Origin of the sequence: Aliivibrio logei (assembly GCF_001691055.1) — a bacterium.
Lineage (GTDB): Bacteria > Pseudomonadota > Gammaproteobacteria > Enterobacterales > Vibrionaceae > Aliivibrio > Aliivibrio salmonicida.
Map to the genome: position 1 here is coordinate 210,404 of NZ_MAJU01000013.1, position 16,484 is coordinate 226,887.

At 39.9% G+C, this 16,484-nt stretch carries 11 protein-coding genes and 1 tRNA gene; 7 read left to right on the forward strand and 5 right to left on the reverse strand.

Features of this window, described 5'->3' with window-relative positions; all coding sequences use genetic code 11:
• Positions 1–71: 71 nt before the first annotated feature.
• Complete coding sequence (gene fusA, locus A6E04_RS14135) at positions 72–2,156, forward strand: elongation factor G (protein WP_017021085.1); 2,085 nt, start codon at positions 72–74, stop codon at positions 2,154–2,156.
• A 110-nt stretch (positions 2,157–2,266) separates the two neighbouring features.
• Here fusA and A6E04_RS14140 read toward each other — a convergent pair whose 3' ends face one another.
• The 5 genes from A6E04_RS14140 to mutS all read right to left on the reverse strand — a co-directional run bounded on the left by A6E04_RS14140 (position 2,267) and on the right by mutS (position 10,027).
• Positions 2,267–2,500 (reverse strand): VF530 family protein, encoded by a 234-nt coding sequence (locus tag A6E04_RS14140; RefSeq protein WP_012549435.1) that lies wholly within the window; start codon positions 2,498–2,500, stop codon positions 2,267–2,269.
• A 112-nt stretch (positions 2,501–2,612) separates the two neighbouring features.
• Positions 2,613–3,890, reverse strand: a complete 1,278-nt coding sequence (locus tag A6E04_RS14145) for a cytosine deaminase (RefSeq protein WP_012549436.1) — start codon at positions 3,888–3,890, stop codon at positions 2,613–2,615.
• 10 nt (positions 3,891–3,900) lie between these two features.
• Positions 3,901–5,142: a cytosine permease gene (gene codB / locus A6E04_RS14150; protein ID WP_017021086.1), complete on the reverse strand. Its 1,242-nt coding sequence runs from the start codon at positions 5,140–5,142 to the stop codon at positions 3,901–3,903.
• A gap of 429 nt (positions 5,143–5,571) precedes the next feature.
• Positions 5,572–7,248: an AMP-binding protein gene (locus tag A6E04_RS14155; protein WP_065611655.1), complete on the reverse strand. Its 1,677-nt coding sequence runs from the start codon at positions 7,246–7,248 to the stop codon at positions 5,572–5,574.
• 217 nt (positions 7,249–7,465) lie between these two features.
• Positions 7,466–10,027 carry a DNA mismatch repair protein MutS gene (gene mutS / locus A6E04_RS14160; protein WP_065611661.1) on the reverse strand — a complete coding sequence of 854 codons (2,562 nt, stop codon included), beginning with the start codon at positions 10,025–10,027 and terminating at the stop codon, positions 7,466–7,468.
• A gap of 114 nt (positions 10,028–10,141) precedes the next feature.
• On the opposite strand from mutS, the gene A6E04_RS14165 reads away from it, so the two are divergent.
• The 6 genes from A6E04_RS14165 (at position 10,142) to A6E04_RS14190 (ending at position 16,421) form a co-directional block, all read left to right on the forward strand.
• Positions 10,142–10,639, forward strand: a complete 498-nt coding sequence (locus tag A6E04_RS14165; RefSeq protein ID WP_065611656.1) for a CinA family protein — start codon at positions 10,142–10,144, stop codon at positions 10,637–10,639.
• A 140-nt stretch (positions 10,640–10,779) separates the two neighbouring features.
• Positions 10,780–11,823, forward strand: coding sequence for a recombinase RecA (recA, locus tag A6E04_RS14170; RefSeq protein ID WP_017021090.1), 1,044 nt, complete (start codon positions 10,780–10,782; stop codon positions 11,821–11,823).
• 242 nt (positions 11,824–12,065) lie between these two features.
• Positions 12,066–14,648, forward strand: a complete 2,583-nt coding sequence (alaS, locus tag A6E04_RS14175; RefSeq protein ID WP_065611657.1) for an alanine--tRNA ligase — start codon at positions 12,066–12,068, stop codon at positions 14,646–14,648.
• 9 nt (positions 14,649–14,657) lie between these two features.
• Positions 14,658–15,827, forward strand: a complete 1,170-nt coding sequence (locus A6E04_RS14180; protein ID WP_012549443.1) for an aspartate kinase — start codon at positions 14,658–14,660, stop codon at positions 15,825–15,827.
• A gap of 81 nt (positions 15,828–15,908) precedes the next feature.
• A complete protein-coding gene (gene csrA, locus A6E04_RS14185; RefSeq protein WP_012549444.1) occupies positions 15,909–16,109 on the forward strand; it encodes a carbon storage regulator CsrA in 201 nt (66 codons plus the stop codon).
• 219 nt (positions 16,110–16,328) lie between these two features.
• Positions 16,329–16,421, forward strand: a tRNA-Ser gene (locus A6E04_RS14190).
• Positions 16,422–16,484 lie beyond the last annotated feature (63 nt).

The following is a 16,484-nucleotide window of genomic DNA, read 5'->3' on the forward strand; positions in this document are numbered from 1 at the left end:
AAAGCATATACCAATTGACAGTTTATGTTATACTCTGCGCGCATTTTCTATCCTATTAATAGAGTAAAACAATGACTGATTTATCTAAATACAGAAACATTGGTATTTTCGCGCACGTTGATGCGGGCAAAACTACCACAACTGAGCGTATCCTAAAACTTACTGGTCAGATCCACAAAACTGGTGAAGTACATGATGGCGAATCTACGACTGACTTCATGGAACAGGAAGCTGAGCGCGGAATTACTATCCAGTCAGCAGCTGTAAGTTGTTTCTGGAAAGATCACCGTTTTAACGTTATCGATACTCCTGGACACGTTGACTTCACAGTTGAAGTTTACCGTTCTCTAAAAGTACTTGACGGTGGTATCGGTGTATTCTGTGGTTCTGGTGGTGTTGAACCTCAATCAGAAACTAACTGGCGTTACGCGAACGAATCAGAAGTTGCACGTATTATCTTCGTTAACAAACTAGACCGTATGGGTGCTGATTTCTTCCGTGTTATTAAGCAAACAGAAACAGTACTAGGTGCTAACCCACTAATCATGGTTCTACCTATTGGTATCGAAGATGATTTCGTTGGTGTTGTTGACCTTCTAACTCGCAAAGCTTTCGTTTGGGATGACACTGGTCTTCCTGAAAACTACGAAATCACTGATATCCCAGCGGATATGGTTGATCAAGTAGAAGAATACCGTGAGATGCTAGTTGAAACTGCTGTAGAGCAAGACGACGACCTAATGGAAGCTTACATGGAAGGCGAAGAGCCAACTATTGAGCAACTAAAAATGTGTATCCGTAAGGGTACTCGCACAATGGATTTCTTCCCAGCTTACTGTGGTTCTGCGTTTAAGAACAAAGGTATGCAACTAATCCTTGATGCTGTTGTTGATTACCTACCTTCTCCAACAGAAGTTGATCCTCAACCTCTAATGGATGAGAACGGCGAAGAAAATGGCGAGCACGCTATTGTTTCTGTTGATGAAACATTCAAAGCGCTAGCATTCAAAATCATGGATGACCGTTTTGGTGCCCTAACTTTCGTTCGTATTTACTCTGGTAAATTGAACAAAGGCGACACAATTCTTAACTCATTTACAGGTAAAACTGAGCGTGTTGGCCGTATGGTTGAGATGCAAGCGAATGATCGTAACGAATTAACTTACGCACAAGCTGGTGACATCATCGCTATCGTGGGTATGAAAAACGTGCAAACTGGTCACACTCTTTGTGATCCTAAGCACGAAGTAACACTTGAGCCAATGGTTTTCCCTGTACCAGTAATCTCAATCGCAGTAACGCCTAAAGATAAAGGCAGTACTGAGAAAATGGGTATTGCTATCGGTAAAATGGTTGCAGAAGATCCATCTTTCCAAGTTGAAACTGACGAAGAAACTGGCGAAACAATCCTTAAAGGTATGGGTGAACTTCACCTAGACATTAAAGTTGATATCCTTCGTCGTACATACGGTGTAGACCTTTCTGTTGGTCAACCTCAAGTTGCTTACCGTGAAACTATTACTCAACTTGTTGAAGATAGCTACACGCATAAGAAACAATCTGGTGGTTCTGGTCAGTTCGGTAAGATCGACTACATCATGAAACCAGGCGAAGTTGGTTCAGGCTTCTCATTCAAGTCTTCTGTAGTGGGCGGTAACGTTCCTAAAGAATTCTGGCCTGCAATCGAGAAAGGCTTCAAAGGCATGATGGATACTGGTGTTCTTGCTGGTTTCCCTGTTCTTGATGTTGAAATCGAACTTCTTGACGGTGGCTTCCACGCAGTCGATTCATCTGCAGTAGCATTTGAAATCGCAGCGAAAGGCGCATTCCGTCAATCTATGCCTAAAGCTGGTGCACAACTTCTAGAACCAATCATGGCTGTAGATGTGTTCACTCCAGATGATCACGTTGGTGATGTAATCGGTGACCTTAACCGTCGTCGTGGCATGATCAAAGACCAAATGGCTGGCGTAACTGGTGTTCGTGTTAAAGCTGACATTCCTCTTTCAGAAATGTTTGGTTACATCGGTTCTCTACGTACAATGACTTCTGGTCGTGGTCAGTTCTCTATGGAGTTCTCACATTACGCACCTTGTCCAATGAACGTTGCTGAGCAAGTAATCGTTGCAGTTAAAGAAGCTAACGCTAAGAAGTAATTCTGGCTAACGCTCTTTAATTAAAAAAGCCCCGTAAGTGAAAACTTACGGGGCTTTTTATTTTTAAGCGATTAAATAATGTAGATACAGAGACACTCTCTATCGTCTATTTATTTTGATGCTCTTTCTTTATGGCGTTGAAGTTTTAAGTACACATTTTCAACACGAACTCGTGCCCATTCTGTTTTACGTAAAAACTTTAAGCTGGATTTAATTGTTGGATCTGATTTAAAACAATTGATGTTTATCATGTAGCTTAATTCTTCCCACCCATAGTGCTCAACTAATTCAGTTAAGATCCCTTGCAGGGTTACACCGTGAAGCGGGTTATTTTGCTGTGTCATAATATCGCCATTTTTCTTGAGTTAATGTAAGTATAACATTCTGGCTAGAGTAGTCATAAAAAATGGGAGCACTTAGGCTCCCACTTGTCTTTTTATTATGTGATTTATTGAATTAACGTTTAAATGAAACTATCTCTGCTTTATCTAAAGTAATTGTAGTCGTTGCTGGTTGAGTTTCTGAAATAATCTTACCTTGACGGATAGAGTAACGAACAGGAACTTGACGACGAAGTGCATCAAAACCATTTTCAGCAGGAAGAATAATTAAATTACCTGGCTTACCTACATCAATACCATAATTTTCTTGAATATTTAGTGTTCTTGCCGATTTGTAGCTAATAAGATCAAGGCCTTGATTGATTTGCTCATAGCCCATAATCTGGCATACATGCAGTCCCATGTGCAGCACTTGAAGCATGTTAGCCGTGCCTAATGGATACCAAGGGTCAAAGATATCATCATGACCAAAACAAACGTTAATATCGCTTGCAAGCATCTCTTTAACGCGTGTGATGCCACGGCGTTTAGGGTAATCATCAAATCGACCTTGTAAGTGAATATTTACTAATGGGTTAGCAACAAAGTTGATGCCTGACATTTTTAATAGTCGGAATAAACGCGAAGCATAAGCCCCATTATAAGAATGCATGGCTGTAGTATGGCTGGCCGTTACTTTTTCGCCCATATTAAATTTATGAGCTAATGCGGCTAGGGTTTCGATAAAGCGAGATTGTTCATCATCAATTTCATCGCAATGCACATCAATCAGACGATCGTATTTTTGCGCTAATTCGAAAACATAATGAAGTGATTCAACGCCATACTCACGAGTAAATTCAAAGTGAGGGATAGCACCAATAACGTCGGCACCCAGTTGAACCGCTTCTTCTAATAACGCTTTCCCATTAGGGTAAGAAAGAATGCCTTCTTGAGGAAAAGCGACGATTTGGATATCAATCCATTCTTTCATCTCTTCTTTTACTTCAAGCATTGCTTTTAGTGCAATCAGTGTTGGGTCAGATACATCAACATGCGTACGAACATGTTGAATACCGTTAGCTATTTGCCATTTTAATGTCTGTTTCGCACGGCTTTTAACATCGTCAACAGTGAGAAGTTTCTTGCGCTCAGACCAACGTTCTATACCTTCAAAAAGGGTACCCGAGATATTCCAACTTGGTTCGCCTGCGGTTTGAGTCGTATCCAAATGAACATGGGGCTCACAGAAAGGGGCATTCGCTAATCCACCTTCAGCATCTAAAATATCCCCTGAAAAAGACAGTTCTTCATGGTTGTTAGCAATGGCTGTAAATTGACCATCTTGAATCAAGATTTGGAATAAACCTTCTTGATCTCGTAGTGCGATATTTTTAATTAATAAATCAGTCATGATAATTCTTCTATGCTATTTCTGTTTTAGACGCTGGTTCTTTATTTAAAATTGGGTTCAGCAATAAGTAACCTAATGCGCCACCTAATACGGCGTTCAAAGGAACTATTCCAGGTAGGAATTTACCTGCTGCAACACCAATAACGACGGCTATGATACCTGCCCAGTTAATGGTTTTAAACTTAGCATTATTAAAATCATGGTAGCGTTTACGGTTACGGAAGAAATCCGCAATAATTACCCCACCAATTGGTGGAATGGCTAATGATAAGAAAGTTAACCATCCAACAAAGTTGTTATATAACCATAAGGCACAAATGGTACCGATTAAACCATTCAACATTGAGACATATTTACTTGGTAATCCGGTGATATTTGAGAAACCAAGGCCTGATGCGTAAAGGGCGTTATCGTTTGTCGTCCAGATATTTAATCCTAAAACAATGATGGCAGGGATCAACAGTCCTTGTGCGATCATGACTTCAGATATATCTGATTGGCCAGTAACGGATGCGCCTGCGGCACCAAAGATAAACATAAGGGAGTTACCAATAAAGAAAGCAATCATTGTAATCGCAACGGCCCCCATTGGTTTTTTTCCAAATCGAACAAAATCAGCAGTTAATGTGCCTGCACTAATAAAAGAACCGACGACCATGGCGAGTGCGATAGAGAAGTCCATCGGTTCGGTTGGTTGAATTTTTTGTAATTCGCTAATACCACCGACGCTATCGACAGCGGTTAACACTGAGTAACCACCAAGTATTGAAATAGCAGGAACAGCAATCATTGAAAGAATCATCAAAGCTGAAATACCAAAATAGACAGTCACTGTCATTAATAGACCTGAAATTACAATCAGGGTGTTTGTATCAATACCTGTGGCTTTTTGTACTGGGATGGCAAACATGGCAACACCAACGCCAAACCAACCGACTTGGGTACCGCCAAGGAGTAAAGAAGGGAGCCAAGAACCTTTAGAACCAAATGAGAATCGAGCGAGGAGATGAGTAGAAAGGCCAGTAGAAGCCCCAATGTAACCAAGAAAAGAAGTGTATATACCGAGAATTAAATTACCAATAAGAACGGCGAGGAAAAAATCATTAAAAGAGAGTCCAGTACCAAGGGCTCCACCTGTCCACATGCTTGCCGAGAAAAAAGTAAGGCCTAGCATTACTAGGGTTAGGGATACTATGCCTTTTCTGGCCGTCTTAGGTACTGGTCCTAAGCTAAAATCATTGTCATGCGACATGTTAGATCCTCGTCGATGTTAAGTTAATTTTGATCGTAATTTTGATAAACGGACGGGAGTCTAAAGAAAATAATAGTAATGTCAATAAGGTAAATGCTTATAAATACATGTACATGTTGTTATCTATTTGATTTTAAATTACTTTTCTGTTGTTTTGTAATTATTTATTTTAACAGCTAAACGGTTGCGTAATGCAGTTTGTTGTATAAATGACAAGTTGGTTAATAAAAAACAGGGTAATGGATGGATTTTATATAAATGAGTAGGTTTTAGGATTAATCAGACGAAAATGTATCGACTATGTAATGGTTTTTTATTGAATCACGTTATTTTTTCAATAAAAAGGCCTAAAACTTTCTGTTATAAAGCGTTTAGGCCCGATTTGATGTTAGGTTGCTATTTTTATCAATTAACTGTCTGTTTTTAACGTTATTCCCAGATGATTTTTTTGTCTTTTGGCCATTGAGATGCAAAGTCGTGATATTTTTTTTCTAAAATATGGCGTTTTATCTTCAATGTCGGGGTTAATATTCCATTTTCAATCGTCCATGGTTCTTTAACCATTAGTATACCTTTGAGCTTTTCATGAGACTCTAAGCCACTATTAATTGTTTCTAAGTTTTTAAGGGCTGTTCGTTCATATCTCTTTTGATCAAAGTTAGGATAGGTATGAGGAATAGCTAAGAGAATAGGGCCAGTTAATCCCGATCCAATTAGGCACATCATTTCTAGATTACTTAAATCAAAAATACGTTTTTCAATGGGTACAGGAGCAACGAATTTCCCTTTTGCGGTTTTAAAGGTGTCTTTTTTACGACCTTGAATAGTAAGAAAACCTTCTGAATCAATTGAACCAATATCGCCAGTATGCAACCAGCCGTCTTTATTAAAACTTTCAGCAGTCGCTCCATCATTTTTGTAGTAACCGGCGAACATTCCGTCCCCTCTGACCAGTATTTCTTCGTCTTGGGCTATTTTTAATTCGACGCCAGGGCCAGCAGCTCCAACGGTACCTACTTTATCTGAGCGATAAGGGTGATTAAGAGTACTGTAGGCAAAGGTTTCAGTCATGCCCCACGCTTCGGTAATATTCAATCCAATACTTTCATACCATTTAAGTAATCCGGCAGAGACGGGAGCGGAACCACAACCAAGCACTCTGGCTTTATCTAACCCTAATCCGTCGGCTAATTTACGTTTTATGATGCCATTAATGAATGGAATTTTAAGTAAAATATTGAGTTTTTTCTGAGGTAATTTATCTTGGATTCGTTGTTGAAAGACAGTCCATAATCTCGGTACTGAAATAAATAATGTCGGTCGATGCATTTTTACGTCGTCGATAAACGTATCTAAAGATTCAGGGAAAGCGGTCTGTATTCCGCCAAAGAATGCTGATCCTAAGATATAAACGCGCTCAGTAATATGAGCGAGAGGAAGGTATGAAAAAAGACGATCATCGGGTTTCATACCTATATGGTTAATGAGATGTTTTGCTGAGGTACTAAAACCACCATAAGTCAGCATTGCACCTTTAGGCAGGCCGGAAGTGCCCGAAGTATAAACAATCGACATGAGTGTATTGTCATGATGACTTGGCCTAGACGATGAAGGTTGATGTTGTTGAACAATATCTTCAAATTGAAGTTGGCATTTCGATGCGGAATCATAATTAAAAGCGATCGTTGAAAGATAATCTAATTTTTCAATTATCTGTGTAGTCGCATCACTATTATCAAGTTTTCCTACGATTAATACTTTACTGTCACTGTGTGTTAAGCAGTGTTCAATTGTCTCTAATCCTGCAGTCGGAAAAATAGGAACGCTGACAAAATCCCCGAGCATTAACGCAAGGTCAGTAATAAACCATTCCGCACAATTTTTCGAAATCAACGCAACACGATCTTTAGGGTTAAGCCCTAAATCTTGTAATGCAGAGACTAAGCGAAGCGCTTTATCGACGACTTCTGCAAAAGTGTAATCTACAAATTCTCTATTTATGACTTGTCGTAAGAAAATTGAATTTGGTTTTTCTTCGGCCCATTGAAGTATTGCTTCATGTGGAAGCGATGGATTTTGTTTGTGATCGAATACTGACTGACTCATAGCGACATCCTAAATTAAGAGTTGTTATTTATCGTTATTGTTAATTTAATGTTAAGTAAAAGATCTTTCGAGTAAATAGTCAAATTTGGTTTGAAATAATGAGAGGTGATTTTTTAATATGCTAATAATTAAGATAGGAAAAGAGAAAACGAAAGACAAAAAAACAGAGAAAAAAGGCCGCAATGTAATAATTACGGCCTTTTAATTTTTTAGGGGGTTATAAGAGTGCTTTTAAACGATAAAGCGCTTCTAATGCCTGACGAGGAGATAAGTCATCAGGGTTTACTTTTGCTAATGCTTCTTCTACTTCACTAGGCTCTGGAATTAGAGAGAGCTGATGCTCTTGTTTTATTTGGGTGCTGGTTAGCGATTGATTTTTTGGTTGACCATTTTCAAGTTGTTGAAGCTTTTGCTTCGCTTTTTTTATTACGGCTTTTGGTACACCAGCAAGCGATGCGACAGCTAAACCGTATGATTTGTTCGCGGCGCCTTCTTGTACAGCATGCATGAAGGCAATTTCATCACCATGCTCAACGGCATCTAAATGTACATTTGCTAAACCACTAAATAAATTTGGCAGTTCAGTTAACTCGAAGTAATGGGTCGCAAATAATGTCATTGCATTAATTTTTGTTGCTAACCATTCTGCACTTGCCCATGCAAGGGATAAACCATCGTAGGTGCTTGTACCACGGCCAATTTCATCCATAAGCACTAAACTGTGTTGTGTCGCGTTATGTAAGATGTTTGCGGTTTCTGTCATTTCGACCATGAAAGTAGAACGACCAGACGCTAAATCATCAGAAGCACCAATACGAGTAAATATTCGATCTAATAAACCAATATGTGCAGAATCGGCAGGCACATAACACCCAACATGAGCCATTAGCGCAATGAGTGCCGTTTGACGCATGTAGGTGGATTTACCACCCATATTTGGTCCTGTAATGATTAACATTTTACGATCATTATTAAGGTTTATAGGGTTTGCAATGAAAGGGTCACTCATTACTTGTTCTACTACTGGATGGCGACCGCCTTCAATCTTCATTCCAATGTCTGATGATAAGGTTGGACGACAGTAGTTAAGAGTATCAGCACGTTCTGCAAGATTACTGAGTACATCTAATTCAGAAATCGCGTTAGCCATTAATTGGAGTTGTTCTAAATGAGGCAGAAGTTGATCGAACAATTCTTCCCATAATTTTTTCTCTATCGCTAAAGCTTTAGATTTTGAGCTTAGCACTTTATCTTCATGGGCTTTAAGCTCTGGAATGATGTAGCGCTCAGCATTTTTCAATGTTTGACGGCGAACATAATGTGCAGGGGCTTTATGGCTTTGCCCTTTACTGATCTGAATATAAAAACCATGAACGTTATTATAACCAACTTTCAACGTATCAATGTCGTGACGTTCACGCTCTTCTTGCTCTAATTTACTTAAGAATAGAGCGGCGCCATTAGCAAGATCTCGCCATTGATCTAATTCTTCATTATAACCGTCAGCCAATACACCACCGTCACGAATAACAACGGGTGGATTCTCTTTAACTGCTCGTTCCAATAATTCACAAATAGAATCGATAGGTTGGGCAAGAGACGCAAGTTCTAATAAATGCGTTTGTTCAAATGCCTGAGTACTTTGTGCTAGTTCAGGTAATTGCTGTAATGCATTGCGTAAACGAGCAAGATCTCTTGGACGAGCCGAACGTAAGGCTAATCGCGCTAGAATGCGTTCTACATCGCCAATTTGCTTTAATTGAGGAGAGAGTTCGGCATATAACCCATTGCTTTTTAGCTCTCCGATCGCATCAAGACGCTGATTGAGAACATCATGGGTTCTTATCGGTTGATGTAACCAGCGTTTTAATAAACGACTACCCATTGCGGTTGAAGTATGATCAAGAACTTCTGATAACGTGTGGTTGAACCCACCCGCTAAGTTTTGCGTTATTTCTAAGTTACGACGAGTTGCCGCATCTAAGATCACCGAATCGTCTTGGCGATCCATTACGATAGAGCGAATATGTGGCAAGGTAGTGCGTTGGGTATCTTTAACGTATTGAATTAAACAACCTGCGGCACATAAACCAAATTCTGCATTTTCAACACCAAAACCAACAAGATCACGAGTACCAAATTGTTGGTTTAGTTGTTGCTTTGCGGTGTCTAATTCAAATTCCCATACTGGACGACGGCGATTACCATTACGTTTTTCAAGCAGATGAACAGGTTCAAAGTCTTCACTAAATAGCAATTCTGTCGGTGAAGTTCGTTGTAGCTCAGCGAGCATTGATTCTTCGGTTGACGGTTCAGAAACTTTAAATCGACCCGAGGTGATGTCTAATGTTGCGTAACCAAATTGGCCTTTATGATGATAAATCGCTGCGATTAGGTTATCAAAACGCTCAGGAAGAAGTGCCTCATCGGTCACTGTTCCTGGGGTCACAATACGCACGACTTTTCGTTCTACTGGGCCTTTACTTGTCGCGGGGTCACCTATTTGTTCACAAATCGCAACTGACTCACCTTGTTGAACCAGTTTAGCTAAGTATCCTTCAACCGCGTGATAAGGAAGACCTGCCATTGGGATTGGTTCACCTGCGGAAGACCCACGTTTAGTTAAAGATATCTCAAGTAATTGAGACGCTCGTTTGGCATCATCATAGAAAAGCTCGTAGAAATCTCCCATGCGATAGAACAGTAGAATGTCAGGATTCTCAGACTTTAAACGTAAGTACTGTTGCATCATGGGTGTGTGTTTTTCAGTTGATTTTATTGCCACAACGAGACCTAATAATTGAAGATAAATATTTGCTGCTAGAATACGTGAATCAAGACAGCAATCAAAGATAGAATAGATAAAATTCGAATCAAGATGGAAAGAATTTAAATGGATATGATAAAAAATGCGCAACTCGCACAAAAAGTGGGAGAGTTATTAATGCAACAAGGAAAAATGATGGCGTGTTCAGAATCTTGTACTGGCGGAGGTGTTGCATTTTGTGCTACTGAAAATGCAGGCAGTTCAGCATGGTTTGAACGAGGTTTTGTGACGTACAGTAATAAAGCAAAACAAGATTCTCTTGGGGTGAACTTAGAGACTATTGGTCGTTTTGGCGCAGTGAGTGAAGAAGTCGTAAAGGAAATGGCTTTTGGCACACTAGCACACAGTGAAGCAGATATATCGGTGTCGATCAGTGGCATTGCAGGTCCAGGGGGAGCGACAGAAGGGAAACCGACTGGTACGGTTTGTTTTGGCTTTGCTGACACCACTAAGTGGCATGTAGAAACAACGGTCTATTTTACTGGTGATCGTACAGAAGTAAGACAATCTGCGATTGAATATGCATTTCTCACATTAAAGAAAAGGCTATTAGAAGCGAATTAATTCAAGTGGTTAGGATTAATTTTAGATGCCACGTTATCAAAATTAAATAAAAAATGAATCAAAGCTATAGACACTGTATGAATAGACAGTATACTACTGGTCATTAACTGATTTAGTGATCTAGAATTCTGGAGAATCAAATGGACGATAACAAGAAAAAAGCACTGGCCGCAGCATTAGGTCAAATTGAAAAACAATTTGGTAAAGGTTCAATCATGAAGTTGGGCGATAACCGCACAATGGATGTTGAAACTGTGTCTACTGGTTCTTTATCTCTTGATATTGCCCTAGGTGCTGGCGGTTTACCAATGGGACGTATCGTAGAAATTTACGGCCCTGAATCATCAGGTAAAACAACACTAACTTTAGAAGCAATTGCTCAAGCACAAAAAGCAGGAAAAACCTGTGCATTCATCGATGCGGAGCACGCACTAGACCCTATTTACGCACAAAAACTTGGCGTTGATATTGACCAATTATTATGTTCTCAACCTGATACTGGTGAGCAAGCATTAGAAATTGTTGATGCACTAGCTCGTTCTGGCGCTGTTGACGTGATTGTTGTCGATTCTGTGGCAGCTCTAACACCTAAAGCTGAAATTGAAGGCGAAATGGGCGATAGCCACATGGGTCTTCAAGCTCGTATGCTATCGCAAGCAATGCGTAAGTTAACGGGTAATCTAAAACAGTCGAACTGTATGTGTATCTTCATTAACCAAATTCGTATGAAAATTGGAGTAATGTTTGGTAACCCAGAAACAACAACGGGTGGTAATGCATTGAAGTTCTATGCTTCTGTTCGTCTTGATATTCGTCGTACTGGCGCAGTAAAAGATGGCGATGAAGTTGTTGGTAATGAGACTCGCATTAAAGTTGTTAAGAATAAAATTGCAGCGCCATTTAAACAAGCTGAAACTCAAATTCTATACGGTAAAGGGTTTAACCGTGAAGGCGAACTGATTGATTTAGGTGTTAAACATAAATTAGTCGATAAAGCAGGCGCTTGGTATAGCTACAATGGCGATAAGATCGGTCAAGGTAAAGCAAACGCATCTAAATTTATGCGCGAAAATCCAGAAATTGGCGCAGAGCTTGATAAGAAATTACGTGAAATGCTATTAACTCCAGCCGAAGATAAACCAGAAGTTGTTGAGAAAATAGAAGAAGAAAACGAAGAGTTTTAATTTTTCTGATTCTTGTTGAAATGAAAGAAAGCCAAACCTTTGTGTTTGGCTTTTTTACGTCTATGAAAAGAGACGGCTTCACTCAAAAATAGAATTATTTCTGTTTCCTTATTTGTTCGCTGTCGTTATCTGTATTTCATTTTCATTTGCGTATACAATATCCGAAATTCTGTCTTAAAAACACTGCTTGGCTTCAATGAGTACAAGAGTGAGTTAACTACGATTCAATCAGGAATATCCACATGTATATGAGCACTGACGAAGTCCGCCGTGCATTCCTTGCTTTTTTTGAAAGCAAAGGGCACCAAATTGTTGAGAGTTCTTCTCTAGTTCCAGCGAATGATCCAACTCTTTTATTTACGAATGCCGGTATGAACCAGTTTAAGGATTGTTTCCTTGGTTCTGAAAAGCGAAGCTATACTCGTGCAACTACCGCTCAGCGTTGTGTTCGTGCCGGTGGTAAACATAACGATTTAGAAAATGTTGGTTTTACTGCTCGCCACCATACTTTCTTTGAAATGCTTGGTAACTTCAGCTTTGGTGATTACTTTAAGCAAGATGCAATTAAGTATGCATGGGAATTCCTAACTGAGCGTTTAGAGCTTCCTGCGGATCGTCTGTTAGTGACAATCTACGAAACTGATGATGAAGCGTTTGAGATCTGGAATAAAGAAATGGGTATTCCAGCTGATCGTATCGTTCGTATTGGTGATAACAAAGGCGCACCTTATGCATCAGATAACTTCTGGCAAATGGGTGATACGGGTCCTTGCGGTCCTTGTACTGAGATTTTTTACGATCACGGTGAACATATTTGGGGTGGCCGTCCAGGTACACCTGAAGAAGATGGCGACCGTTTCATTGAAATCTGGAACAACGTTTTCATGCAATTCAATCGCCTAGCTGATGGCACAATGGAACCACTTCCAAAACCATCAGTAGATACAGGGATGGGTATTGAGCGTATCGCTGCAATTATGCAAGGTGTACATTCAAACTATGAAATTGATATCTTCCAAACACTAATTAAAGAAACGGCAAAAGTTGTTGGTTATGATGATCTTTCAAACCAATCTTTACGTGTAGTTGCAGACCACATCCGTTCTTGTTCTTATTTAATCGTTGATGGTGTTATGCCGTCAAACGAAGGTCGTGGCTATGTATTACGTCGTATTATTCGTCGTGCAGTACGTCACGGTAACAAGTTAGGTGCTAAAGGTTCTTACTTTTATAAGTTAGTTGGACCATTAGCTGAAATCATGGGTACGGCTGGTGAAGAGCTTAAGAAGCAACAAGCACTAGTAGAAAAAGTACTTAAGATTGAAGAAGAGAACTTCGGCCGTACGCTTGAGCGTGGCATGGTTATTTTAAACGAAGCGCTAGATAATCTAGAAGGCACCGTTCTTGACGGCGAAACCGTATTTAAACTTTATGATACTTACGGTTTCCCTGCTGACTTAACGAACGATGTTGCTCGTGAGCGTGAATTAACTATCGATGAAGATGGTTTTGAAAAAGCGATGAACGAACAACGCCAACGTGCTCGTGAAGCGGGTCAATTTGGTACTGATTATAATGCGGTTATCAAAGTTGAATCTGAAACGGTATTCCACGGTTATGATTTTACGGAAGCTAAAGCAACCGTATTAGAAATTTTCCGTGAAGGCGAAGCGGTTGAAATGCTTTCTGCTGGCGATGATGCGATTCTAATCTTAGATGTAACACCGTTCTATGCTGAATCCGGTGGTCAATCTGGTGATGCGGGTATTATTACCGTAGAAGCGGGTAAATTTGTTGTTACTGATACTCAAAAAGTAGGTAATGCGATTGGTCACCACGGTAAACTAGTGGAAGGTGTATTATCTACGGCTGATAGCGCAATGGCTCAAGTGGATGAAGAGCGTCGTACTGCGATTACTTTAAACCACTCGGCAACCCATTTATTACATGCAGCACTTCGTCAAGTACTGGGTGAGCATGTAACGCAAAAAGGGTCATTAGTTAAAGCCGAAAGTTTACGTTTTGACTTCTCTAACCTTGAAGGGGTTAAACCGGAAGAACTTCGACTTGTTGAGCGTATTGTTAACCAACAAGTACGTTTAAATCATGCAATTGAAACTGACCTTATGGACGTTGATGCGGCGAAAGAAAAAGGCGCAATGGCTCTGTTTGGTGAGAAGTATGATGATGAAGTTCGTGTACTGTCAATGGGTGAGTTTTCAACTGAGCTATGTGGTGGTATTCACGCATCAAGTACGGGTGATATAGGTCTGTTTAAAATCACGTCTGAAGGTGGCATCGCCGCAGGTATTCGTCGTATTGAAGCAGTAACTGGTGAAGCAGCATTAGATGCAATTGAATCTCAGCAGAAACTAGCGGATAAAAAGCTTCATGATGCGAGTTCAAAAACGAAGTTACTTGAAAAAGAAATCCAACAACTGAAAGATAAATTGGCTTCTCAAGCAAGTTCAGACTTAATCAGTCAAGTACAAGACATATCAGGCGTTAAAGTGTTGATCACTCAATTGGATGGTGCTGATAATAAAGCCCTTCGTGGTATGGTTGATGAACTTAAAAACCAAATTGGCAGTGGTGTTATCATGATTGGTAATGTCAGTGACGATAAAGTGGGTTTAATTGCGGGTGTGACTAAAGACCTTATTGGCCAAGTTAAAGCGGGCGAGTTAGTGAATATGGTTGCACAGCAAGTGGGTGGTAAAGGCGGCGGCCGTCCTGATATGGCTCAAGCGGGCGGTACCGATGCAAAAGCATTACCTGCAGCGTTAGCGACGGTTGAAGCTTGGTTAACTGAGCGTCTTTCATAGGGCGTATCAGTGGCATTAATCGTACAAAAGTATGGTGGAACATCAGTTGGGTCCGTTGAACGGATCCAACTTGTTTCTGACCGTATAATTTTAACGAAACAGCAAGGACACCAAGTGGTTGTTGCTGTTTCTGCTATGGCAGGAGAAACGAATCGTTTGCTAAATTTAGCGCATCAAATCAATGAGGTTCCAGAACCTCGTGAATTAGATATGTTACTTTCTGCAGGTGAACAAGTTTCTATTGCTCTTTTAGCTATATCTTTGAATCAAAAAGGCATCAAAGCGATTTCTCTGACTGCAGATCAAGCAGGAATTAAAACCAATGATGTATTTAACGATGCAACTATCGAACATATTGAAACCAGTAAACTGACCGAATGGCTTGATAAGGGTTATGTTGTCATTGTTGCTGGCTTTCAAGGTAGAGATAGTGTCGGAAATATTACAACACTCGGAAGAGGTGGATCTGATACAACGGCTGTTGCTTTAGCTGCCGCATTGAAAGCGGATGAATGTCAGATCTTTACTGATGTAGACGGTGTGTATTCTTCAGATCCCCGTTATGTATCGAATACTCGTAAATTAAAAGAAGTTTCTTTTAGTGATATGCACGCATTAGCAAAGTCTGGTGCGAAAGTATTACAGGAACATTCAGTATCTCATGCATGGAGATCTTCAGTATCATTAAGAGTTCTTTCTTCTTTTGATAATGGTGAAGGAACGCTTATTTGTGAGAAGCCTAATGACTATTTTCCAGTTACTGGGTTAGCACTAAAGCAAGACTTATACCTTGCCGAATGCACTGACATAAATGAAGAGGATAGAATTCTTCTTGCTAAAGAGTATCGAGTGTTAACTAATACTGACGATTGTTTTCAAATTGTTGTGCCAAAAGCAACTTTTTTACAATTGAAACTGGTATTTAATACAAAAATACGCAATATTAGTAGCTTATCAATTCTGACGTTAGTCGGAGATAATGTTGAAGGGATGGCAGACTCTGCTTGCAATCAACTAATGGTTAATAGTGTTGATATCTATCAATGTTATACAGAACCAAAAAGTGTGTCGGTTATCGTTATTCAAGCTGATTTACAACAAGCGGCCGAAATTTTACATAAAACGTTTGTTATTACAGAGCAATCACAAGATAATAACGTTCTGATCGCTGTTTCTTGAGCAGAGACGTTTGTGAACATAAGCGATAACGGACAATACATACATTTATTATAATACTGAGATAACTCAAGGAGCATTCGAATGCTAATTTTGACTCGCCGTGTAGGTGAAACGCTAATGATTGGTGACGAAGTAACAGTTACTGTACTTGGCGTTAAAGGCAACCAAGTACGTATCGGTGTTAACGCGCCTAAAGAAGTATCTGTACACCGTGAAGAGATTTACATGCGTATTCAAGCAGAAAAGGGAACTACTCCTGCTGCTGCACCAGGTAACTTTTAATATCGCATGAAAATAGGCTAACATTGTTGGCCTTATTTATTTTTAGTCAGCTGTTAATTTGACTGGAATAAATAGAAAATGAGAGGCACAAAACTCGTATCTCGGTTTATTTTTATCCATTTTGGTTATTTCATAGACTGTTGAACGAATTACCTTGTTTTTTACTAAGAAAGTCATTGACATATTTTTGGTAAAAAGTAATATGTGCCTCCTCAAGACGGTGAGGTGGCCGAGAGGCTGAAGGCGCTCCCCTGCTAAGGGAGTATGCGGTTTATAGCCGCATCGAGGGTTCGAATCCCTCCTTCACCGCCATCATTGATTTATGTTGATTATTTATAATCAGCATAATAAAAAAGAATTATTGTGCGCTAGTAG